The sequence below is a fragment of the Roseburia sp. OF03-24 genome, assembly GCF_003463035.1.
GTDB lineage: Bacteria > Bacillota > Clostridia > Lachnospirales > Lachnospiraceae > Roseburia > Roseburia rectibacter.
This window is the reverse complement of record NZ_QSCK01000014.1, coordinates 1-23,814: the sequence shown is the minus strand read 5'-3', so window position 1 is coordinate 23,814 and position 23,814 is coordinate 1. Positions and strand designations below refer to the sequence as shown.

Below are 23,814 nucleotides of genomic sequence, written 5' to 3'. Positions count from 1 at the left end.
TCTATCTCCCTTCAAATCTTGAAGTAATAATATGTTCGATCTGATCCGCATTGATCGGTTTCTGGATAAAATCACTGGCACCTGCCTCAATGGCTTCGCGGAGCTGGGACTGCGTACCGACAGAAGAGACAATAATGATAGTAGCATCTGGATCAAAATCAGTAATCTCATGTATGACAGCATTGCCATCTTTGATCGGCATAACGATGTCAAGAAATACAAGCGAAGGGGATTCTTTTTTGTAAATATCAATAGCATCCTGTCCGTTTGCAGCCTCTAAAAATGTTGGTGTGCCAAACTGGGAGAGGATATCCTTTAACTGTTTTCTTGCTAAAATAGAATCGTCACTGATGAGAATTTTTGTGTCATCAAATTTCATGGTTTTTTGCCCCCTTCTATAAGTATGTTGTTTTTATTTTACACTAATCGGCGCAAGAGTTCAATGTTTCTTGACCGAAAATATGGGATTTTATGTAAAAAAACAAATTAAAACGTCCGGTTGCGCCAATTTTGTATTGCGTTTATAATAAAAAACATGAGACAAAAAAGTCGAAATACAAAGATTTATGCTGGAGGTTTAAAATGAAAGTAATGGTTGTATTTGATGCGGTAATTCTGCTTTTTGGGATCTATATGGTAGTATCTTCACTTCAGATGAAAAAAAGTGGCAGGATCAATGCCATGGTAATTGCAGAAGAAGAGATGAAAAAATGTAAAGATACAGCAGGATTTATAGCATTTATTTACTGGAGAGAGGCGTTGTTCGGAGGAATCGTTGCCCTAGTCGGACTGGTTGGTATCATCAATGAACTTACGAATTTCTTAGGAAAGCTGACTTTGGCAGAACTTGTGATCTTTCTTGGGTCATTTTTATGGTTCCAGAACAGCTTAAAGACTGCACGGGAAAAGTTCCTGCACATTTAAGACGTTCATAGGAGAGCATATTTTCACAAGATACAGATGATAGTCACACAGCCGTCACATAAGCCGGTTATAGTAATGAACAGAAAAAAGTCAGTTTGTGGGAGGAAATGAGACGTTATGGAACGCATTTTAGTTGTAGACGATGAAGATAAGATCCGTGCGATCATCCGGAAATATGGAGAATTTGAAGGGTATGAGATCACAGAGGCACATGATGGGATGGAAGCAGTCGAAATTTGCCGGAAAGAAGATTTTGACCTGATCATACTAGATGTAATGATGCCGGAACTGGATGGGTTTTCAACCTGCCGGGAAATCCGCAAATTCAAAGAAATTCCTGTTATTATGCTATCGGCACGCGGTGAAGAATATGACAAGATTCACGGATTTGAACTTGGAATCGATGATTATGTGGTAAAACCGTTTTCTCCACGTGAACTGATGATGCGTGTGAAAGTTGTGATCAGCAGAAACAATAAAAAAGATGTAAGAAACGGACATGAAATTTTTCAGGCGGAAGGTCTGATTATTGATTTTACGGGACGGACTGTGACCGTAGACGGAAAACGTGTCGAAATGTCACCAAAAGAATATGAACTTTTGTTTTATCTGGTGAGAAACCGTAATATTGCACTTGATCGTGAGAAGCTGATCACAGAGGTATGGGGATATGATTATTATGGAGATGACAGAACATTAGATACCCATATCAAACTTTTGAGGAGCAGCCTTGGGGAATACCGCAAATTTTTAGTGACACTAAGAGGGGTGGGATACCGGTTTGAAGCATGAAAAAATCAGTATTAAGTGGAGGGTATTTACTTATCTGCTCATATTTACAGGAATACTTCTTGTTGTATTATGGCTGATCCAGATCTGTTATCTGGATTCATTTTATACCATGATCAAAAGCAGGGAAGCAGAACAGGTTACATCAGTGGCTGCAGGAATATTAACATCAGACGAAGAAGATAAAGATACCATGATCCATGATATTGCAGCCAAAAATAACATGGCGGTATATGTAACAGATATACAGGGGAATGAAATATACAGCGCAGAGTATATTGTAAATTCAAGACTCACAGATATGCCGTCAGAGCAGATACAATATTATTATGAACAGGCAAAAGAACATGGCGGTATATTTAAGGTAGAATACGAAGGTGGGATCAACCCGGAGTTCTGGGATGATAACATGAAAAAACCTGAAAATGTAGAAGAAGATTTACTGAGGGATGAAAAAGAACCGTTAGAACCTGCCACAGAAGATGGAACCGAAAACGGAAATGAACGTGTTTTTCATGGCTTTTTACAAAAACGGGGACAGGAGCGCATTAAGAGTGTGATCTATGTGAAAGCAGTGGAGTGTAAAGGTCAGGAATATATTCTGATGGTCAATACACAACTGACACCGGTGGATGCAACAGTCAATACACTGCGTATTGAGCTGGTATGGATCACGGTTATTATGATTTTGCTTTCACTTGGAATTGCTCTTTTGTTATCCAGGCAGATATCAAAGTCACTGATCCGGATCAATGAGTCAGCGAAAGCACTTGCAAAGGGAGATTTTGATGTACGTTTTGATGGAAAAGATTATCGTGAAGTAGCAGAACTTTCAGATACGCTCAATGCAACAGCGAAAGAACTTGGCAAAAATGAGTCTCTGCGGAGGGAATTGATTGCAAACGTATCACATGATTTAAGAACGCCTCTTACGATGATCATTGCCTATGCAGAGGTGATGCGGGACCTTCCGGGAGAAAACTCACCGGAAAACGTCCAGGTGGTGATCGATGAAGCCGGACGACTGACAAACCTTGTAAATGACATGCTTGATATATCAAAACTTCAGGCTGGTGTTATGGAAAAAAATGATACCGAATACAATCTGACGGAAAGTATCGAATCTGTTCTTGAACGCTATAATAAACTGAAAGAGCAGGATGGTTACTGCATACATTTTGAATATGACAGAAAAGTTCTGGTAAAGGCGGATGAATACAAGATATATCAGGTGATCTATAATCTGATCAACAATGCGGTCAATTATACCGGAAAAGATAAAACAGTGTGGGTGCGTCAGAAAATTTTACAGGATTATGTTCGGATAGAAGTGACAGACAGCGGAGAAGGTATTGCAGAAGATGCACTTCCTTATGTGTGGGATCGCTATTATAAAGTGGATAAAACACACAGGCGCGCTGTAATGGGAACGGGTCTGGGCCTTTCCATCGTAAAAAATATTCTGGAACTTCATCATGCCAGATATGGTGTGGAGAGCACCCCCGGATGTGGATCAACATTCTGGTTTGAGCTTCCAATAGAAAAATAGCAGAATTGAGAAAAACGCTGACTTTCCGGTCAGCGTTTTTCCATTGGAATATATTCTTTATGTTCACCAATATTTTTATAAGCAGGACGCATGATCTTACCGTTGATGGCAACTTCTTCAAGACGGTGGGCACTCCATCCGGCAATCCTGGCAATCGCAAAGATCGGAGTATAAAGTTCCACTGGAAGTCCTAACATACTGTAAGCAAAGCCGCTATAAAAATCGACATTTGGACTGACACCTTTATAGATCTGACGTTCATCTGCGATGATCTTTGGTGCTAATCGTGATACAGCATCATAGAGAGCGAATTCTTTTTCATAGCCTTTTTCGGCAGACAGTTTTTCTACAAATGAACGGAAAATGCGTGCACGAGGATCAGAAAGAGAATATACCGCATGCCCCATACCATAGATCAGACCGGCATGGTCAAAAGCCTCTTTATGTAATAAAGCTCTCAGATAGCGGCTGATTTCCTCTTCGTCATTCCAGTCGGAGAGGTTTGCTTTCATGTCTTCAAACATGCGGACAACTTTGATGTTGGCACCACCGTGCTTTGGACCTTTTAAGGAACCTAAGGAAGCGGCGATCACAGAATAAGTATCTGTTCCGGATGAAGATACCAGATGTGTGGTAAAAGTGGAGTTATTTCCACCTCCGTGCTCCATATGAAGAATCAGCGCTGTATCTAAAAGTTTTGCCTCTAAAGGTGTAAACTGGCTGTCCGGACGCAGAATATGCAGAATGTTTTCTGCAGTGGAATATTCGGCTTTTGGTGGATGAATAAAAAGGCTTGCACCATCATGATAATGTTTATAAGCCTGATAACCATATACGGAAAGAAGCGGAAACAGGCTGATAAGCTGTAAACATTGCCGCAGTACATTTGGAAGCGATATATCATCAGCAAGATCGTCATAGGAATAGAGCGTAAGAACACTCCTTGCAAGCGTATTCATCATATCTTTGCTTGGAGCTTTCATGATAATATCGCGGACAAAACTGGTAGGAAGCGTACGGTATTCACTGAGCATTTTTGTAAATTCCATCAGTTCTGTTTTGGTGGGAAGTTTTCCAAAAAGAAGCAGATAAGTACATTCTTCGAAACCAAAGTGGCTGTTTTCCGATGTGCCGTCAATAATATCTTTGACATTGTAACCACGGTAATAAAGTTCACCATCTGCCGGGCGCATTTCACCGTCGATCATTTTTGTGGAACAGACATCAGATATTTCTGTAAGACCGACTAAAACACCTTTACCATTAATATCGCGCAGACCACGTTTAACATCGTATTTTGTATAGAGAGCAGGATCAATTCTGGCACACTGTTCGCTGAGCTTTGACAGATGCTGTAATTCCGGGGTAATTTCGCAGAAACGATTGGCAGTCATAATAATCCTCCGTATTTTTTGATTTATTACTTTATAACATTAAAGTATTTTTACTTATCATATCATAAGTATTTCTTATGACACAAGAGTTTTCTAAAAAAACTTTTCATGAAAGAGTTTTTCAGGTAAAATATAAACAGATGACTTAACACATTTAAAGAGAGGAAACAAAAATGGATATAAAGAAACTGGCACAGGAATCAATAGCGGCAAAAGAATTTGCTTATACACCGTATTCACATTTCAGGGTAGGAGCTGCCCTGCTTACAAAAGATGGAAAAATATACCGGGGATGTAATATAGAAAATGCTGCCTATACACCGACAAACTGTGCAGAGCGGACAGCTTTTTTTAAAGCTGTATCAGAAGGGCAAAAAGAATTTACTGCGATTGCGATCAACGGGGACGCAGATGACTATCTTTATCCATGTGGGGTATGCCGGCAGGTCATGGCAGAGTTTTGTGATCCGGAAACATTTCAGGTGATTCTTGTGAACACACCGGATGATTATAAGATATTTACATTGGAAGAGTTGCTGCCTGGAGCATTTACAAAGAAGGATATCACAAAAGCAACCGGAAAAGAGTTGTAAAATATAGCTGATAAACTTGACAGACAGCACAGGAAATAGGATAATTTTTACAGATATGTTTGGAATCTGAAACAGAAAAGATAAAGGAGAGACAAACAGATGAAAGAGAGTTATGGAACAAGTTCCAGTGGAAATTTAAAAGAAGCTGTACGGGGGTTGGGGAATCCGGCATTTTTGATCCTGATGTCAAATGCAGAGCAGCTTGAAGCTCATGCAGCTGAACTGGAAGAATTATATCCGGGTGTACCGAGCATTGGATGCATCGGAATGAGTTACCAGACAGGTGTGACGGAAAAAGGTGTCAGTGTAACAGCGTTTGAAGGTGTAGAGGCTGTGACAGACGTATTAGAGCAGGCATCCATCATGCCGGTCAAATATATCAGCAGGGTCGAAAAGGCTTTACAGAAGATAAATGCGTCATCTGAAAATACTGTCTGTATTGATTTTTGTACAGGAAATGATGCGGCGGTTCTTACGACCATGTACAGTATTCTGGAAAAAAAGAAAATTTCACTGACAGGTGGAACAGGGGATGGTGGAAAAGTTTCCGTAAATGGAAAGGTATATGAAGATGCAGATGCTTTTGCATTTGTGAAAAATACCGGAGGTAAAGTCAGGGTTTACAAGGAAAATATTTATTATCCGCTTCCACAATACCGCTTTATTGCATCAAAAACAGATCGCAGTAAATACACAGTCGGGGAACTAAACGGAAAGCCGGCAAAACAGGTCTATGAAGATACACTTGGTATCCGGGAACAGGATATTGTAAACCAGACTTTTAAAAACCCGATCGGTAAAAAGAACGGGCAGGATATCTGTATTATCTCAATCAAAGAAGTAGCGGGAAATGCATTGGGCTGCTATCGTCAGGTCAATGATTCCGATGTGCTTTATCTGCTTGAGACGAATGATTATCCTTCCATCGTGGAAGAGACGGTGCGGCAGATCAAAGGTGATTTTGCAAGGATTTCTGGTGTTTTTTCCGTAAATTGCATTTTCCGTTATCTATTCTTCTCCCAGGAGCATTATATGGATCAGTATTTAAAGACAATGGGGACACTTGGTATGCATGCAGGTTTAGTTGGTTTTGGGGAACATTATAACAGCCAGTTTGTAAATCAGACCATGTCGTGTGTTGTATTTGAGTAAGGGGGAGAGAGAATGTTTCAATTCAAAAAAGAGATAAAAGAACAGGTGAGTCAGACAGAAGAAAAATTAAATCTGCATCCGGTAATACATGTGTCTGAAAGTCTGCTTGACTACCAGAAAAAACTTTCACAGACAGAGGTAAGATCTCTGGATGAATTACAGGAAATCCAGAATGCATTTCAGGCGGTTTTAGAGGAAAATGAACAGCTCAAAGAGAAGCTTGGCTCTTTTCATGAAACGTTTGAAACAGTTGGCGAAACGTCAGGACAGTTTGCCGGTGTGCGAGAAGATATTACAAAATCGGTGGAAGAGGCACAGCAGAAAGTCGGTGGCTTAAAGGAGAGTTCAGGGGAAGTACAGGAACATTTTGATGAGATCCAGCGCACATTCGAAGATTTCCAGGCATCCGTGCAGAAAATCAAAGAATGTATGGGACAGATCATCTCAATTGCCAACCAGACCAATATGCTTGCATTGAACGCATCCATTGAGGCGGCGCGTGCCGGGGAGCAGGGAAAAGGATTTGCCGTTGTTGCAGAGGAAGTAAAGAATCTCGCCAGTGAGATCAAAAGCCTTGTCAGCACCGTAGATGGAAGCATTGTGGAAGTGGAACAGGATACGGAAAATTTAAACCAGAGCATTGCTACATCGAAAGAGTCACTCGGGAAAAGCTTAGAGAGTGCAGATGAGACATATGAGGTGTTTGACCGTATTACGGCGGCTGCAAGCGGAGCAGACCAGGTACAGCAGGAGATTGCAGGCGTGCTTGATGATTCAAGGGAAAAACTTGCCGATGTAAACCGTTCGCTTGAGCGGGAAAAGGCAGAGTATGATACAGTTCGCATGCATATAGAGCGGGCAAATGATCTTGGAACACAAAAGAGTACCATGTTCGAAAATATGGAGAATTTACTGGTGCAGATCACACCGATTGCAAAAGAGTTAGAACAGAAGAATTTTACAGCCGGAGAATAAAAAAAAGGGTGACATTATTTTACAAAAACTGATTGACAAAAAAATAACATTGTGTATATTTATATTAGCGGAATTTTTTAAAAAATACCCTGATTATTTTAAAGGAAAGAGGTTAAAGAGCAATGGCAAATATCGATTTAAGCAAGTATGGCATTACCGGAGTAACAGAGATCGTTCACAATCCTTCTTACGAGATGTTATTCGAGGAAGAGACCAAAGCAGGTCTTGAGGGTTATGAGGTTGGTAAGGAAACAGAACTTGGTACAGTTAACGTTATGACTGGTATCTATACAGGACGTTCCCCGAAAGATAAATATATCGTTATGGACGAGAATTCAAAAGACACTGTATGGTGGAATTCAAAAGAATATCCAAACGATAACCATCCTATGTCAGAGGAAACATGGGCAGCAGTGAAAGATCTTGCAAAGAAAGAACTTTCAAACAAGAGACTGTTCGTAGTAGATGCTTTCTGTGGAGCAAACAAAGATACACGTATGGCAGTTCGTTTCATCGTTGAGGTTGCATGGCAGGCTCATTTCGTAACAAACATGTTCATCAAGCCAACAGCAGAAGAATTTGAGAACTTTGAGCCGGACTTTATCGTATACAATGCTTCAAAAGCAAAAGTTGAGAACTACAAAGAGTTAGGTCTTAACTCAGAGACATGTGTTGCATTCAACATTACATCCAAAGAGCAGGTTATCGTCAATACATGGTACGGTGGAGAGATGAAGAAAGGTATGTTCTCTATGATGAACTACTATCTCCCACTTAAAGGCATCGCTTCCATGCACTGTTCAGCAAACGCTGATATGAACGGCGAGAATACAGCAATCTTCTTCGGACTTTCCGGAACAGGAAAGACAACACTTTCTACAGATCCGAAACGTCTCTTAATCGGTGATGATGAGCACGGCTGGGATGACAACGGTGTATTCAACTTCGAGGGTGGATGCTATGCAAAGGTTATCGGTCTTGACAAAGAGTCTGAGCCGGATATCTACAATGCAATCAAACGTAACGCACTGTTAGAGAACGTTACTGTTGATGCAAACGGAAAGATTGATTTTGATGACAAGAGCGTTACAGAGAACACTCGTGTATCTTACCCGATCAACCACATTACCAATATTGTTAAACCTGTATCATCTGCACCGGCTGCAAAGAATGTAATCTTCTTATCAGCAGATGCATTCGGAGTACTTCCTCCAGTATCTATCCTGACACCAGAGCAGACACAGTACTACTTCCTGTCTGGATTTACAGCAAAACTTGCTGGTACAGAGCGTGGAATCACAGAGCCGACACCTACTTTCTCAGCTTGCTTCGGACAGGCATTCTTAGAGCTGCATCCTACAAAATATGCAGAAGAGCTTGTTAAGAAGATGGAGAAGAGTGGAGCAAAAGCATATCTTGTTAACACAGGATGGAATGGAACAGGAAAGAGAATCACAATCAAGGATACAAGAGGAATCATCGACGCTATCCTTTCTGGTGATATTCTTAAAGCTCCGACAAAGAAAATCCCAATGTTCAATTTTGAGGTTCCGACAGAGCTTCCTGGTGTAGATTCTGGTATTCTTGATCCACGTGACACATATGCAGATGCATCTGAGTGGGAGACAAAAGCAAAAGATCTTGCTGACAGATTCATCAAGAACTTTGCTAAATACGAAGGAAACGATGCTGGTAAAGCATTAGTTTCTGCAGGTCCTCAGAAATAATAAAGTGCACGCTTTGCGAGCAGACTTATTGTTATGAATGACGATCGGGTGTGACTTGGTTCACACCCGATTTTTTAATTCATAGGAAATTACGTCCTATGAATTAAAAAGCCCTCCGGGCAGGATTGCACTGCGTCGGAGTGGAATTATGTCGCTGGAGCAACCCGCCGCAGGCGGAGAATCCTGTAAAGCAGGATTCTTTCTTGCAGTAAAAAATAGGAGGATATTTATGCTGACTTATGGAATTGACTGGGATGATGTGATTTCTGATCTGAATACACATGCAATTACGCTTGCAAATAAGGAACATGCCTTGAATCTGAAATTAGAAGATATCAATTCATGGGAAAATGTCGGTAAGGCATCGATCATCAAGCAGTACTATCAGGACGAACGGATTTATCGTATGCAGACAGTGACGGATGAAGCCAAAAATTTCATACATGAACTGCAGAAAAAAGGGAAAGTATATATTATTACAGCAATTGCACCGCAGTTTATGAGCCTGCGCGCAGAACAGATTCTGACAGCATTTCCTGATTTTCCGGAACAGAATATTATTATGGGATTCCAGAAATCGCTGGTTCGTTTTGATGTTACGTTAGATGATGGACCGCATAATATTCTTAAAAGTTGTGCTAAATATCCGGTTTTAATGCGCCGCCCATGGAATGATTCACTTAGCGGCATTCTATCTGTAAATCATTATGGGGAATTTTTGCAGTTAATAGATCAGATCAAAGAGTCAATGCTGTTAGATAAAAAGCCGGTTTCATTTCCGTCTGTGATAGCATTGGTCGGACCGTCCGGTTCCGGCAAAAATGAACTTGCCAAAAGGTTAGAAAAAGCGGGAGCAGGAAAGATTGTTCATTCGTATACGACAGGAACAGCAGATGGGTTCCATCAGAGACTTTCGGCTGAAGAGTTTAAAAATAAAAAAAATGATTTTGTAACAGTAACCGTGTATGCCGGAAATAAATATGGTATCCTGGCGTCTGATATTGCAAAAATGATCGAAGATGGGATTAATCCGATCGTGCCGCTTGATATCGGTGGTGCAATAGCTATGAAACGATTGTTTTCAACAGCCATATTGTTTTGCAGGAGCAGTCGTGAAAAAATGATTTCCAATATTTTAGAAAAAACTATCAGTAATCAGGAAAAAATGTACCGTCTATTATCATTGGAAAATGAAATTGACAATGAAGAACTCTGTGACTTCTCTATACGGACAGATAATATGGAAGAAGCTATTGAACAGGTAAGGATGCTTTTGTCAATAGAGAAAATAGATAGAAAGTAAAACAAAATTTGGCACTAATTAATAGTTGCGAAATGGGGCATATTAAAGTATAATAAGACTATCAAAAACGGCCTGGGATGTGCGACACCCTACATTTTTGAACCTACATTTACTTTTATGGGATTCTTATATTCGAAGGCAGATGTCAAGCCATCAGTACTTCGGTACGTGAGCAGTGGAAGACAGAAACCAGCGTGCGGTTACCCACCTAGCGGTCGCTAGGAGTCAAAAACGTAGGAAACGGCATTTTGGGTTTTTGACAAAAGATCATAAGGTACAGAAGATTTTTTAGTACAGAAGAGATGAAGAGTACAAAAGAAAATTTGATGTACAGAAGAATATTTGGCATACAGATGAAAAAGATCTGCTATACAAAAGAATATTTAAAATACAAAAGAACTTTTGTTTTCGGACAAAAGATCAGGGAAGCTGCTTTGAAATATAAGCAGCTTCTTTTGTGCAATAAAATGACAGAAATTATATGTATTTGGTGCAGAAACGGGGCTCAACGTGAAAAAAAGAAATATACCTAAAATTTCAGCAGTCATACTGGGAGTTTTAATTTGTGTTTTTATAGGTGTACTTATAAACAAACTGAAAGAGAATTATGATCCGGAAGTTTTTTCGGAAGATTATATCAGTATTGATGAAGTAAAACAGGAACTGGCTTTTACCGTGTATTCAAAGGATGAATGGGATGACTGGTTTTCAGGCAGGAAACAGGAGTATCTGACACAGTCAGTGCTGGATGAACTGTTAAAAAAACTGGGTGTTTCAGAACAGATTGATTTTGTGGTAAAAAGAAAAAACTCAGCCATCCCGCGTACAGAATGGAATCAGATATATGAGCAGATACTTGGATTTCTTGATATGGAACAGAGCGTGACAAAAGAGTCTATGCTTGTGTTAAATAGTCTGGAGCTGGATGATCAGACGGTTCTTGTAACGAATCAGGGTGACTATTATACCAGATTACAAAATACATATTTTACAAACTGGATGGCATATGAGATTTATATAAGAGAGAATCAGTGCATTGGCATTGCACAGGTATCCAGACAGGGACAAACGGTCGAGAATGTATATTTAAAATCCTGCCAGAGGGAACAAATCTGTTTTTTATTTGCCGGTGCAGTTTATGAAATAGAATTGAACGATGATCAGATATCCTGCGAACCGGGAGTCTGTGACCTCGTATTTACGGATGGTACGCTTACTGCAATCAAGACAAAACAGGATTTTATACAGGGGCAGATGTTGTCTTATGATGATTCTGAGATTGAGATAGAAGATTATGGAAGAATCCACCATAATGGAAAACTTCCGGTTTATCAGACTTATGGCGATGTGTCTGAAAAATCGATATCGGATGTTGTTTTAGGTAACATGGATGTTGCTTATGTGACAGCAGGGAAGGAAGTCTGTGCGATCCTTATTCTACAGCCTGCTGATATAAAAAATATCCGGGTTCTTCTTTTAGCGGATGATGGTACAAATGTCCGGAAAGATATATATTTAAAATGTTCTGCGAAAGCTGTAGTGACCTGTGGCGATGAAACAAAAAATACAGAACCGGATGAACTTCTTCACCCTGCGGATGCATTGGCAGATACCTCTGGAAAAACTTATGTTTTGAAGCCGGAAATGGAAGATGGACGGATCTATCTGTGTGACCAGAATGGGACAGCTACGTCAAATGGCTATTTTGGAACGATCGAGGTGAGAAATACAGAGAATGGGTATACGGTCGTGAATGAGCTGCCATTAGAAGAATATTTATCTGCGGTTGTGCCAAGTGAAATGCCGTCAAATTTTTCGGCAGAGGCATTAAAGGCACAGGCGGTATGTGCGCGCAGTTACGCTTATATACAGCTTATGCGGGCAGATCTTGCGGCATACGGAGCGCATATCAATGACAGTACGTCTTATCAGGTTTACAATAAAGTGGAGCAGACCAAGGAGTCCGTTGCGGCTGTCGATGCAACATGTGATCAGGTGATGACCTGGATGGGAAAGGTTGTGGAGGCATATTATTTCTCTACATCAATGGGGTATACAGATACGGCAGAAATCTGGAATGTGGATGATCCTGCTGATTATGGATATCTGAAAAAAACATGTTTAAATCAGACGGATGCCGGGATGGACTTATCGGATGAAACAACATTTACCCGGTATATTAAGGGCAACGCGGATGGATATGATTGTGATATCCGTTATTACAGGTGGTCTGCAACAGCAGATTTATCGGATAAAACGGAACAGGTAAATGAGATCTTATCAGCAAGACATTCCATTTCACCCCAAAATGTGTTATATTATGAATCTGACGGCACAACAGAGATGGATGTTTCTGATGCCGGAAAGAAAATGGGAGACATTACCGGAATGTCAGTGGAAGCAAGAAGTGGTTCCGGTTCGATCCTTACATTGAATCTTACTTATGAACATGGTGTTGTAAAAGTAAAGACAGAATACAATATTCGTAAGATTCTTGGCTGTATGATCGAAAAAATAGTCTATGCAGATGCAACGGAATCAGAAAATATGACGATGCTGCCAAGTGCATTTTCAACGATCGAAAAGCAGGAAGACGGAACCTATCTGTTATCCGGCGGGGGTTATGGTCATGGACTTGGCATGAGCCAGAATGGCGCAAATGGAATGGCAAAAGCCGGTATGAATTATCTGGATATCTTAAATTATTTTTATCGGGATATTAAAATAGAGACAATCGGAGAGATGGAAGGAAAAAAGACATTATGATCTGGAAGATTATAGGAAATGTCATGTCATTTATGGGAAAATGTAAACGGGATAAGATCAACGCATATTCTGCGCAGTCAGCTTTTTTTATTATATTATCGCTGATTCCGTTTCTCATGGTTTTTTCGTCCCTGTTACAGTATACATCTGTGACGGAGGGGACACTTTTAAAAATTATAGAAAGAGTTATGCCGGAATACATAGCACCGTTTCTTATTTCCCTGATTGATGAGGTGTATAACAGATCTGTGGGCATTATTTCCATTACAGCGATTGCGGCTATCTGGTCTGCAGCAAAGGGAGTACAATATATGACCGATGGACTTAATTCTGTCAATGACCTTGAAGAGACAAGAAACTGGTTTGTGCTGCGCCTCTGGGCAGTCGTTTATACAGTAGTGTTTGTGATCGCGATTATATTTACGCTGCTTGTAATTATTTTTGGAAATTCGCTTCAGAAACTGGCATCGCAGTATATTCCGTTACTGCGGCATGCTGTGGATCTGCTGTCACATTTTCGAGGTCTGGTCATGTTAGCAATGCTGATCCTTTTCTTTGATATAATCTTCACTGCACTGCCGAATAAAAAGCTGACCTTTAAAAGCCAGCTTCCGGGAGCTGCGATCTGCGGAGTGGCATGGTATGTTTTTTCTATTGGTGTATCTATATATGTGGATTATTTTAATGGTTTTTCCATGTATGGAAGCCTGACAACGATCGCACTTATCATGTTGTGGCTTTATTTCTGCATGTATATCATGATGATGTCGGCGGAAGTAAACGTTATTTTCAATGACAGTATCCGGAAGTGGCTGCTCAAAGATAAAGAGAAGAAAAAAAGAAAAAACTCTTGAACTAATAAATTGCCTGTGCTACAATGCAATACAGAGTGAAAAAGAAAAGGCATTGAACGTGATTAGTAGTGCACTATAATTCTTTCAGAGAGAATGGGTCACCGGCTGAAAACCCATTTAAGACAAGGTAGGAATCGAAGTTCGCACGGGAGCCGCATTTGTGAAATGACAGTAGCAGATGACGTTTATGCACGTTACGCATGTTAAGAGCTTCCTGCCAGCTACTATGGCAGAAAGAATCAGGGTGGTACCGCGGAATCATTCGTCCCTGGACGAATGACTCCGCGTTTTTTGTTGCTGAAACAAATCCATCACAGGAAATTGTGTCACAAAAATAATTTGTAAGACAAATATCTGAAAGAAATAATGCAGAATGGAGATTATCATGAAAGAAAAATTGCAGAAAATCAGAGAAGATGCGATCCGTCAGATCGAGGCATCCGGCGATCTGTCAAAATTGAATGATGTGCGTGTTGCAGTTCTTGGAAAAAAAGGAGAACTGACCGCCGTATTGAAGAGTATGAAAGATGTCAGTCCGGAAGAACGTCCATTAGTCGGACAGCTTGTCAATGAGACAAGAGAGAGCATTGAAAAGATCTTAGATGAAACAAAGAAAAAATTAGAGGCAGCAGAGTTAGATGCAAAACTCCGCAGAGAAGTTATTGATGTGACACTTCCTGCAAAGAAAAATAATGTCGGACACCGTCATCCAAATACGATCGCATTAGAAGAAGTAGAGCGCATCTTTACCGGAATGGGATACGAAGTAGTAGAAGGACCGGAAGTAGAGTACGATTATTATAACTTTGAGGCACTTAATATCCCGGCAAACCATCCGGCAAAAGACGAGCAGGATACATTCTATATCAATGACAAGATCGTGCTTCGTACACAGACATCTCCGGTACAGGTCCGTGAAATGGAGAAAGGAAAACTCCCGATCCGTATGATCGCACCGGGCCGTGTATTCCGTGCAGATGAGGTAGATGCGACACATTCTCCGTCTTTCCATCAGATCGAAGGACTTGTTGTTGACAAAAACATTACGTTTTCTGATTTAAAGGGAACACTTGCAGAGTTTGCAAAACAGTTATTCGGACAGGACACAAAGGTAAAATTCCGTCCGCATCACTTCCCATTTACAGAACCGTCCGCAGAGATGGATGTAACCTGTTTTAAATGTGGCGGTAAAGGATGCCGTTTCTGTAAAGGCGAAGGCTGGATCGAGATCTTAGGCTGTGGTATGGTACATCCGCGTGTACTGCGCATGAGCGGTATTGATCCGGAAGAATACTCAGGATTTGCATTCGGTATCGGATTAGAGCGTATTGCACTGCTCAAATATGAGATCGACGATATGCGTCTGCTCTATGAAAATGATCAGAGATTTTTAAATCAGTTCTAGGAAAAAGATAGGAGAATATAGCATTATGAATACTTCATTAAAGTGGATCAAAGACTTAGTTCCTGGTCTTGACTGTACACCACAGGAATATATGGATGCCATGACTTTATCCGGCTCTAAAGTAGAAGGATATGAGAACATGGATGAGGATCTTGATAAAATTGTGATCGGACAGGTAAAGAGTATTGAAAAACATCCGGATGCAGATAAACTTGTCATCTGTCAGGTAGATATCGGAACAGAGACGATCCAGATCGTAACAGGAGCTCCAAATGTAACTGAAGGCTGCAAAGTGCCGGTCGTATTAGATGGCGGAAAAGTTGCAGGCGGTCATGACGGCAGCAAAACAGAGGGTGGCATCAAGATCAAAAAAGGAAAGCTGCGCGGTGTGGAATCAAATGGTATGATGTGCTCGATCGAGGAACTCGGTTCCAACAGAGATATGTTCCCGCTTGCACCGGAAAATGGTTTATATATTCTGCCGGAAGATGCTCCGGTCGGAGAAAATGCAGTAAGCTATCTGGGATTGAATGATACGGTTGTTGAGTATGAGATCACTTCAAACCGTGTAGACTGTTTTTCCATTCTTGGTATTGCGAGAGAAGCAGCAGCTACATTCGGAAAAGAATTTGTTCCTCCGGTTGTGACAGAAACAGGTAACAATGAAGATGTCAACGATTACATCAAAGTATCTGTAAAGGATGACAAACTCTGCTCCCGTTACACCGCAAGAGTTGTAAAAAATATTAAGATCGCACCGTCACCGGAATGGATGCAGCGCAGACTGCGTGCACAGGGAATCCGTCCGATCAATAACATTGTCGATATCACAAACTATGTGATGGAAGAGTATGGTCAGCCAATGCATGCCTATGATCTTGATACGATCGAGGACAGAGAGATCGTTGTGAGACGTGCCGCAAAGGGTGAGCAGTTTGTAACATTAGACGGTCAGGAACGTACTTTAGATGATTCTGTACTGATGATCTGTGATGGAAAGAAAGCCATCGGCATTGCAGGTATCATGGGTGGAGAAAATTCCATGATTACAGACAATGTAAAAACAATGTTGTTTGAAGCTGCATGTTTCGATGGAACAAACATTCGTCTGTCCGGAAGAAAGATCGGACTGCGTACCGATGCTTCCGCAAAATTTGAAAAAGGATTAGATCCGAATACAGCGATCGAAGCAATAAACCGTGCATGCCAGCTCATCGAGGAGCTTGGAGCCGGAGAAGTTGTCGGCGGCGTTGTGGATATTTACCCGAATGTCAAAGGGGATAAGCGTATTCCATTTGAACCGGAAAAATATAACAAACTTCTTGGAACAGATATTGCCAAAGAGACAATGCTCGCATATTTCTCAAAGATTGATTTAGGCTATGATCCGGCCTCTAATGAAGTGATCGTTCCATCCTGGAGACAGGACTTAGAGTGTGACGCCGACCTTGCAGAGGAAGTGGCAAGATTCTTCGGTTATGACAAGATTCCGACCACATTACCAAGCGGTGAGGCTACCACAGGAAAACTTACCTTCAAACTCCGTATTGAGGCAGTGGCAAGGGAAATCGCAGAGTTCTGCGGATTTTCACAGGGTATGACTTATTCCTTCGAGAGTCCGAAAGTATACGATAAATTATTATTGCCGCAGGATTCCCCACTCCGTAAGGCAGTTGTGATCAGCAATCCGCTTGGAGAGGATTTCTCCATTATGAGGACAGTTTCCTTAAATGGTATGCTGACTTCACTTTCCACAAACTTTAACCGCAGAAATAAAAATGTACGTCTGTATGAACTTGGAAATATTTATCTTCCGAAACAGGTACCGGTAACAGAGCTGCCGGAAGAGCGCATGCAGTTTACACTTGGTATGTACGGAGAGGGTGACTTCTTTACCATGAAGGGTGTGATCGAGGAGTTCCTTTACAAAGCAGGAATGAAGCTGAAACCGGAATATGATCCAGAATCCGGAAAACCGTTCTTACATCCGGGACGTCAGGCAAATGTTGTCTATGATGGTACTGTGATCGGTTATCTCGGTGAGGTTCATCCGACGGTTGCTGCAAATTATGCAATCAAAGAGCGCGTTTATGTTGCAGTACTTGATATGCCGGAGATCGTATCCCGCGCATCTTTCGACCACAAGTATGAAGGAATCGCTAAATTCCCGGCTGCAACCAGAGACATTTCCATGGTTGTTCCGAAGAAAGTGCTTGCAGGCGATATCGAGAAGATCTTCGATGAAAAAGGCGGCCAGTTCTTAGAGAAATATGATCTGTTTGATATCTATGAGGGAGCACAGATCAAACCGGGATATAAATCAATCGCATATTCCTTATCTTTCCGTGCAAAGGACAGAAACTTAGAGGATGCTGATATTACCGGTGCAATGGATAGGATTGTAAATGCACTTGAGCGTGTCGGTGCTGAATTAAGAAAATAAAACAAAAAGCATATGCATGTAAGTAGTGCCTGATCCGGTTTTCTGCCGGATCAGGTATTTGTAGTATATTGAATGAGGATTATCATGGATGTAAAAGATTTTTATTATGACCTGCCACAGGAACTGATCGCACAGGACCCGTTAGAGGACCGTTCCAGTTCGCGGCTGATGGTATTGGATAAAAATACCGGTGAAGTGACACATCGTGTTTTTAAGGATATTACAGATTATTTAAGACCGGGAGATTGTCTGGTTATTAATAATACGAAGGTAATACCTGCAAGACTTTATGGAGTAAAAGAGGGCACACAGGCAAAGATCGAGATTCTTTTATTAAAACGTAAAGAGAATGATATCTGGGAAACCCTTGTAAAACCAGGAAAAAAATGTAGGGTTGGAACAAAGATCATTTTTGGCGAAGGACTGCTGACCGGTGAGGTTATTGATATTGTTGAAGAGGGAAACCGGCTGATCCAGTTTCATTATGAAGGGATTTTTGAGGAAATCCTAGACCAGCTTGGACAGATGCCGCTGCCGCCTTATATCACACATCAGCTTCAGGATAAAAACCGTTATCAGACGGTATATGCAAAATATGATGGTTCCGCCGCCGCACCGACGGCAGGACTCCATTTTACACCGGAGCTTTTAAATAAAGTACGGGAAATGGGTGTGGAGATTGCAGAAGTAACACTTCATGTGGGACTCGGTACTTTTCGTCCGGTCAAAGAAACAGATGTTCTGAAACACCATATGCATTCTGAATTTTACCGGATCGAGCAGTCACAGGCAGATAAGATCAATCATGCAAAGGAAACCGGGCATCGTGTCATTGCAGTAGGAACTACCAGTACACGTACTTTGGAGGCAGCTTCGGATGAGAATGGTTTCCTGCGTGAGACAAGTGGATGGACAGAGATTTTTATTTATCCGGGGTATCAGTTTAAAGTCATTGATTCGCTGATCACGAATTTCCATCTGCCGGAGTCTACACTTGTGATGTTAGTTTCTGCGTTAGCAGGCAGAGAGCATGTGTTAAGCGCATATGAGATTGCGGTAAAAGAAAAATACCGTTTCTTTAGTTTTGGGGATGCTATGCTGATCACAGATACCACAGTTTAGGTGATTTACAAAAGAGAAGGAGTATTATGGAATGGAAGAAAAAAGACATCATAAACGTTTAAAGATCGACGTTTCCATCCAGTTAGAACGTCTGACAGAAGATGGAACAACGACATATGATTATACGCAGGTCGAAGTTACGGATGTTTCGCGTGGTGGAATCGGCTTTTTGTCCAACGAACCTTTGGAAGTTGGGGGATATTATAATACTAAGATCCAGATATGGACGAAAGAAGTGTTCGATGCGGTCATCGAAATCGTGCGTAAACAGAAACTGGAGGATGGAACAGACAAATATGGAGCAACTTTTATAGGCATGTCCGACACGGATGCGATAAAAATTGATATTTATCAGGTGTTTCGTGAAGCATAAAAGTATAAGAGATGAAGTATGCTTTTGATGACAGGATAAATGCAAAAAATCGAAGAGAGCCAGATAGGTCACATCCTAAAATAAAGATGATCTGTCTGGCTCTTTTTATGTCTGTCATTCTTCGTCCATAAGCTATCATTTATGAAAGCATAGGTATACGAATAATTTATTTGTAAGTCATAAAATTAATTATGCTTCATAAGAACTTATGGTAATTGTATAATCGCTTGTACCTTCCACATAAGTGGTTCCATCAGAGCCTTTGACGGTAACGGTGTTGCCATCCTCATCTGTAATGGTTCCCTTGCAGGTTAAAGAGGAGAGAGTGCTGTCACCATCAACGATCCAGGTGGAACTGCTGTCGACCGTCAGATCTGCATAACCGTCGCCTCCATTTCCGGCATTGCTTTCATCCTGAACAAAACTTCCTGTCCAGGTACTTTTATTTTTAAGAGAAACATCCAGTTGGCTGATACTGTCCCAGATGATCTTTCCTGCCATGGTCTGGGAATCTGCAGTAAATTCGCAGTCAGCACCGTTGGCACCGGAAGAACCCCAGCCTCTGGCATTGCTGTTGCCGGTACATTTTAACAGGAAATCATTGGAATCAGAATAGTTTAAATCCACACCGGATAAATAAAAGGTACTTTCTGTATTTGTTGTATAAAACATACCGCCGTTTTCAGAAGTCAGACTGCCGCCTGTCATGGAAAAATTACTGTTTCCGACTTCGGAATCACCGGACATGCTCTGATAGAGGATGACGGTCCAGTTACAGTCATTCTGCTCGTTTTCTGGAATGTTGCCGGTCAGATCACAGTCTGTTAATTTTAAGGAGTTTAAGCCCTCGATACAGACTGCTTCGGATCCGTTGGCAGTTAAAGCTGCATTTGAGATAGAAATATCTGCAGTACAGTAAACAGCCGGAGAACCGGTTCCGTTTGAGGTATAGCTGCCACCGTCTACCGTCATGGTTCCGCCTCCACGGTCACTCCGGATTGCCGCAGAAGATTCGCCGTTCGTTGTCACGGTCAGATTTTTGGCAGTGAGTGTACCACCGCCTGCAACATGAATACCGCCGGAGGTATCCTGTGTGGTTGTGATCGTGCTGTCAGAAACCGTAACGTTTCCGTTACCATAAGAAAAGATGCCTGCACCACCGGCAGAATCTGTCGTGATCGTTGCATTGTCTATGGTTACTGTTCCGTCAGTTACCAAAAGACCCGCACCTACTCCGTAAAAACTGGACGAATCGCCACCGGTACTGTCGGAGGAAGTGCGGTCTAATGTGATATCTTTTAAAGTAACGTTTGAGCCATTTGAAACAAGAACCGCATTTTCATCGGATCCAGTGGAAGAGAAAGTCTCATCGGAAACTTCGGTATCTTCCGTATATTCGGTTACGGCATTGTAAGATTCCGGCTGGGCGGAAGCGCTGCCTCCCGGAGCGCCTCCGCCTGGAGTGTTACCTCCCGGCTGACCGCCGGTGTTGTCAGAGATCGTTACAGTTGCAGCGTTACCATCATCATCTAAGGTGATCGTTACCATAGTACCTTCTGATAAAGTGGAAAGTGTGGTTTCATTTCCATCTTTGTCATAATAGATGGTAGAGTCGGTCAGATTGATCGTCTCGGTTGACATATTGCCCATATCTGGTGCGCCGCCGTTGTCGGAAGGGGCAGAATTGTTGTCGCCACTTGGCTGATTGTCAGGGGTTTCGGTGGATTCTGTGCCATCAGAGTCAGGTTTGTCAGCCGGAGCAGAGTTATTGTCACTGCCATTGTTGTCACTCGGCGGATTGCCCGGTGCTTTGCCCTGATCGTTGTTATCGGAATCAGGCTTGTCAGCCGGAGCGGAACCATTGTCACCGCCGTTATTATCATCCGGTGGATTACCCTGTGCTTCGCCCTGACCACCGCCCGGCATGGTAGCAACCGTGATCGTGCTGTCGGTAATTTCGGAAATCATTCCCATGATCGCATTTTCATCTGATTTTGTATCGGTATCTTCAGTAGACGCTTCTACGGTACTTTCCACCGAAGAAGAGGTGCCTATGGTATTGTCGGTGTCTGTACTATTGTTTGTACTGCCGCATCCAGAGAAAATCAGTGTTCCTGCCAGTGCGATGCATAGTAATGCTTTTTGATATTTCATAGTGTTTTTCACTCCTTTTTTTGTTGATAGCTGTATTCTACCGATGCAATGTGACGGTTAGATGAAGTGGGATTGGAAGTTATGTGAATTTAAAGAGAAGGTTGTGTGGAAGAGAAGCTGGAATACCTTTTTGAAAGTAAAAAAGTTATTTGAAAATTTTTTTGAATTTTATGAAATTTACTATTGTAGATTTTATAAAAGTGTGCTAAACTATATTTGTATCCATGAACTAGTTTATAATGTAAACAGTTCAACTCAAGAGGCTGTATTCCTGATTAACGTCAGGGATACAGCTTTTTGACTGTTATGGAATCGTTTAAAAGACTGAAGATGTGAAAATTTCAGATAAAATTCAAGTAGTCATTACAACGAAGAAAAGTTGATATTACTACCCGAAATTGATACTATGATTACAGAACAAGCGGTTGTAATAAAAAGTCCTTTGCCATAAGGCGGGGGACTTTTTAAAAAAGAAGGGAAGCAGACATGAGACCATTACCGGTTGGAATTGACAGTTTCGAAAAATTAATTCAGGAAAATTATTACTATATTGATAAAACTCTGCTGATCAAAGAGCTATTAGAGCTGAAAGGCGAGGTAAATCTGTTTACCCGCCCCAGACGTTTTGGCAAGACGCTGAATCTGAGCATGTTACAGTATTTTTTTGAAGATACAGGAGATGCGGAGCAGAATGTGAGAAACCGTGCATTATTTACTGGCTTAAATATTATGAATGCAGGGGAAGAATATATTTCACAGATGGGGTGTTATCCTGTTATTTTTCTTACATTAAAGTCTGCAAAACAAAGGAATTTTAAAGCAGCTTATTTTAAACTGAAAGAAGAAATTTCTGAAGAATTTAAAAGACACGAGAAACAGATAATGAGCGGTAATATCTCAGAAGATGACAGAACTCTGTTTTATGAAATTGCGTCAGGAAAAGCGGACAGGGAGGTATATTCCGGTTCTTTAAAGACATTAAGCAGGCTGCTTTATCAGGTGACCGGGCGAAAAGTGATCATTCTGGTTGATGAATATGATGTACCGTTAGAAAATGCATATTTTTCCGGATTTTATAATGAAATGATTGACTTCACCCGGTCGTTGTTTGAATCTGTGTTAAAAACAAATGCGTATCTTCAGTTTGCAGTCATTACAGGCTGTCTTAGAATATCGAAAGAAAGTATTTTTACCGGTTTGAATCATTTGAACGGTATTTCGATTCTGGATAAACAGTACAGCGAACATTTTGGATTTACAGAGCAGGAAGTAAAGCAGGCAATGATTTCCTATGGTGTGGAAGATCGTTTTGCAGATATGAGAGAGTGGTATGATGGATATACTTTCGGAAACTGGGAAGTATATAACCCGTGGAGTGTCATCAAGTTTTTATATGATCTTGTGGCGGATCAAAATGCATTCACACGTCCGTACTGGGTAAATACCAGTTCAAACGATATTGTAAAAAATCTTGTACTGCGTGCCGACAGGGAAACAAAAGGGCAGATTGAGACGCTTCTGGCAGGAAATACATTGGATATTCCGGTTCATGAGGAAATTACTTACACGGATATTTATGAGAATGATGTGAATTTATGGAATTTTCTGTTTTTTACCGGGTATCTGACTAAAACAGATGAATACATGGATGATGGTATCATTTTTCTGAAAGTCCGGATACCGAATCAGGAAGTGAAAATGATTTATAAGACCACAATACAAAACTGGTTTCGGGAAAAAGTAAAGAAAACAGATTTCCATGATCTGTATCAGGCGATGGAAACGGGAAACGCGGCGCGTATGCAGGAGATTCTGAATGAACAGTTGTTAGTAACAATCAGTTATTATGACAGTGCGGAAAGTTTTTATCATGGTTTTCTTGCCGGGATTCTAAGCCAGAGCAGCAATTATCTTGTTGAGTCGAACCGTGAATCAGGGAAAAGACGATATGATCTGATGGTAAAAAGTCCGTCGCTCAGAGGCAGGGCATTTATTATAGAAGTAAAAGTGTCTTCTGGAATTGATGAATTGGAAAATGATGCAGAGAAAGCGGTGCGTCAGATTTATCAGAAAGGATATAAAGAGGCACTTTTAAAGGAAGGTTATAAGACAATTGACTGTTATGGGATTGCTTTTTACCGGAAGGACTGTGAAGTTTGGTATGATGGAAAATAATATAGAATGTATGCTGCCAGGATGAGATATTTCATTATCATGCGCAGAAAAAATGCCGTACGATCAACCGTAAGTACGTAATCATCCGTATCTGTCAGCAACTATATTTTTCTGAT

18 protein-coding genes, 1 other RNA gene and 1 other annotated feature are annotated in these 23,814 nt (G+C 41.1%); of the genes, 16 read left to right on the top strand and 3 right to left on the bottom strand.

Translation table 11 applies throughout. The features are described from left to right. Window position 1: 1 nt before the first annotated feature. Entirely contained in the window at window positions 2–379 is a 378-nt protein-coding gene (locus tag DXA60_RS08785; RefSeq protein ID WP_006858027.1) for a response regulator, read from the bottom strand. A gap of 203 nt (window positions 380–582) precedes the next feature. Between DXA60_RS08785 and DXA60_RS08780 the strand changes: the two genes are divergently transcribed. The 3 genes from DXA60_RS08780 to DXA60_RS08770 all read left to right on the top strand — a co-directional run bounded on the left by DXA60_RS08780 (window position 583) and on the right by DXA60_RS08770 (window position 3,262). After that, complete coding sequence (locus DXA60_RS08780) at window positions 583–924, top strand: hypothetical protein (protein ID WP_117920899.1); 342 nt, start codon at window positions 583–585, stop codon at window positions 922–924. A 117-nt stretch (window positions 925–1,041) separates the two neighbouring features. Next, a complete protein-coding gene (locus DXA60_RS08775; protein WP_117920898.1) occupies window positions 1,042–1,716 on the top strand; it encodes a response regulator transcription factor in 675 nt (224 codons plus the stop codon). Next, window positions 1,706–3,262 (top strand): sensor histidine kinase, encoded by a 1,557-nt coding sequence (locus DXA60_RS08770; RefSeq protein ID WP_117920897.1) that lies wholly within the window; start codon window positions 1,706–1,708, stop codon window positions 3,260–3,262. Before DXA60_RS08775 ends, DXA60_RS08770 begins: the two co-directional genes overlap by 11 nt. Window positions 3,263–3,291: 29 nt before the next feature. Here the strand turns inward: DXA60_RS08770 and DXA60_RS08765 are convergent, their stop codons facing one another. After that, on the bottom strand, window positions 3,292–4,656 hold the full coding sequence (locus DXA60_RS08765; RefSeq protein WP_117920896.1) for a citrate/2-methylcitrate synthase: 1,365 nt from the start codon (window positions 4,654–4,656) through the stop codon (window positions 3,292–3,294). A gap of 173 nt (window positions 4,657–4,829) precedes the next feature. Between DXA60_RS08765 and DXA60_RS08760 the strand changes: the two genes are divergently transcribed. From DXA60_RS08760 to DXA60_RS08700, 12 genes are all read left to right on the top strand, one after another. Then, entirely contained in the window at window positions 4,830–5,249 is a 420-nt protein-coding gene (locus DXA60_RS08760) for a cytidine deaminase (RefSeq protein WP_117920895.1), read from the top strand. A gap of 99 nt (window positions 5,250–5,348) precedes the next feature. After that, a complete protein-coding gene (locus DXA60_RS08755; RefSeq protein WP_117920894.1) occupies window positions 5,349–6,401 on the top strand; it encodes an FIST signal transduction protein in 1,053 nt (350 codons plus the stop codon). A gap of 12 nt (window positions 6,402–6,413) precedes the next feature. Beyond that, a complete protein-coding gene (locus DXA60_RS08750; protein WP_117920893.1) occupies window positions 6,414–7,376 on the top strand; it encodes a methyl-accepting chemotaxis protein in 963 nt (320 codons plus the stop codon). Window positions 7,377–7,498: 122 nt separating this feature from the next. After that, a complete protein-coding gene (gene pckA / locus DXA60_RS08745) occupies window positions 7,499–9,103 on the top strand; it encodes a phosphoenolpyruvate carboxykinase (ATP) (RefSeq protein ID WP_117920892.1) in 1,605 nt (534 codons plus the stop codon). A 229-nt stretch (window positions 9,104–9,332) separates the two neighbouring features. Then, entirely contained in the window at window positions 9,333–10,406 is a 1,074-nt protein-coding gene (locus DXA60_RS08740) for a 5' nucleotidase, NT5C type (protein ID WP_117920891.1), read from the top strand. 66 nt (window positions 10,407–10,472) lie between these two features. Next, window positions 10,473–10,665: non-coding RNA, 6S RNA (ssrS, locus tag DXA60_RS08735), on the top strand. Window positions 10,666–10,916: 251 nt separating this feature from the next. Then, window positions 10,917–13,172 (top strand): SpoIID/LytB domain-containing protein, encoded by a 2,256-nt coding sequence (locus DXA60_RS08725; RefSeq protein WP_117920889.1) that lies wholly within the window; start codon window positions 10,917–10,919, stop codon window positions 13,170–13,172. Beyond that, a complete protein-coding gene (locus tag DXA60_RS08720; RefSeq protein ID WP_117920888.1) occupies window positions 13,169–14,026 on the top strand; it encodes a YihY/virulence factor BrkB family protein in 858 nt (285 codons plus the stop codon). Before DXA60_RS08725 ends, DXA60_RS08720 begins: the two co-directional genes overlap by 4 nt. A 43-nt stretch (window positions 14,027–14,069) precedes the next feature. After that, window positions 14,070–14,299: a binding site (T-box leader), on the top strand. A 112-nt stretch (window positions 14,300–14,411) separates the two neighbouring features. Next, a complete protein-coding gene (gene pheS / locus DXA60_RS08715; RefSeq protein WP_117920887.1) occupies window positions 14,412–15,431 on the top strand; it encodes a phenylalanine--tRNA ligase subunit alpha in 1,020 nt (339 codons plus the stop codon). A gap of 25 nt (window positions 15,432–15,456) precedes the next feature. After that, window positions 15,457–17,874: a phenylalanine--tRNA ligase subunit beta gene (pheT, locus tag DXA60_RS08710; RefSeq protein WP_117920886.1), complete on the top strand. Its 2,418-nt coding sequence runs from the start codon at window positions 15,457–15,459 to the stop codon at window positions 17,872–17,874. Window positions 17,875–17,958: 84 nt separating this feature from the next. After that, window positions 17,959–18,996: a tRNA preQ1(34) S-adenosylmethionine ribosyltransferase-isomerase QueA gene (gene queA / locus DXA60_RS08705; RefSeq protein ID WP_117920885.1), complete on the top strand. Its 1,038-nt coding sequence runs from the start codon at window positions 17,959–17,961 to the stop codon at window positions 18,994–18,996. 31 nt (window positions 18,997–19,027) lie between these two features. Next, the gene (locus tag DXA60_RS08700) at window positions 19,028–19,369 is read left to right on the top strand and encodes a PilZ domain-containing protein (RefSeq protein ID WP_117920884.1); all 342 of its coding nucleotides are present in this window, start codon (window positions 19,028–19,030) and stop codon (window positions 19,367–19,369) included. Between the two features lie 189 nt (window positions 19,370–19,558). Here DXA60_RS08700 and DXA60_RS08695 read toward each other — a convergent pair whose 3' ends face one another. Further along, on the bottom strand, window positions 19,559–21,523 hold the full coding sequence (locus DXA60_RS08695) for a right-handed parallel beta-helix repeat-containing protein (protein ID WP_117920883.1): 1,965 nt from the start codon (window positions 21,521–21,523) through the stop codon (window positions 19,559–19,561). 486 nt (window positions 21,524–22,009) lie between these two features. On the opposite strand from DXA60_RS08695, the gene DXA60_RS08690 reads away from it, so the two are divergent. Further along, window positions 22,010–23,698: an AAA family ATPase gene (locus DXA60_RS08690; RefSeq protein WP_117920882.1), complete on the top strand. Its 1,689-nt coding sequence runs from the start codon at window positions 22,010–22,012 to the stop codon at window positions 23,696–23,698. Window positions 23,699–23,814 lie beyond the last annotated feature (116 nt).